Annotated in this window: 2 protein-coding genes; one reads left to right on the top strand and one right to left on the bottom strand. The window is 44.2% G+C overall.

Annotated elements, in window-relative coordinates:
• On the top strand, window positions 1-199 hold a 199-nt coding region (locus tag KTH90_RS24705), incomplete at its 5' end, for a hypothetical protein (protein WP_238727621.1).
• Window positions 200-203: 4 nt separating this feature from the next.
• On the opposite strand, the gene KTH90_RS24710 is transcribed toward KTH90_RS24705, so the two are convergent.
• The coding region (locus tag KTH90_RS24710; RefSeq protein WP_330656212.1) for a hypothetical protein at window positions 204-534 on the bottom strand (331 nt) is incomplete at its 5' end.

Genomic DNA, 534 nt, shown 5'->3' on the forward strand with positions numbered 1-534 from the left:
GATCGGTAATGCAGAGGTGGATCTCGCTTCCGGAATATCCCCAGCACCGGCGGCCATGAGTTATGGTCATGCGTATTTTGATGGAGTCGGAAAATCCATGTATGCATACGCAAACACAAACGGCAAGGTGACTGTGTTATGCCCGGGTATTGCAGCTGGCAGCACTGTAAGGTTTAGTGTGGTTTTTCCGGTCATTTAAATGATCATTTAAACATAATGCTACCAATCAGCGTATTATCCACAAACACTTGCATTAAACTGCCCGTCCAATTAAGACGTATTTGACTTGCCGTACTACCTTGTACAACATAAGTGCCGTTAGCCTTTACCCCACCGGATACTTGCAAAGTACCTGTAATTATACCTCCACCGTTTTTGGGGATATAACCAGATAATAAGCTATTCGTCTCGCTCTCAGTGTAGTACCGATCATCATGTGTATGCGATGAAGGTGTATAAGTTGACGGTTTACTCGTTATAGCTGACCACGCATGGGTATGATTGACGGGAGCCTTGCCAGCTAAATTATTATTT

It is taken from the genome of Diplocloster modestus (genome assembly GCF_019042245.1).
Lineage (GTDB): Bacteria > Bacillota > Clostridia > Lachnospirales > Lachnospiraceae > Diplocloster > Diplocloster modestus.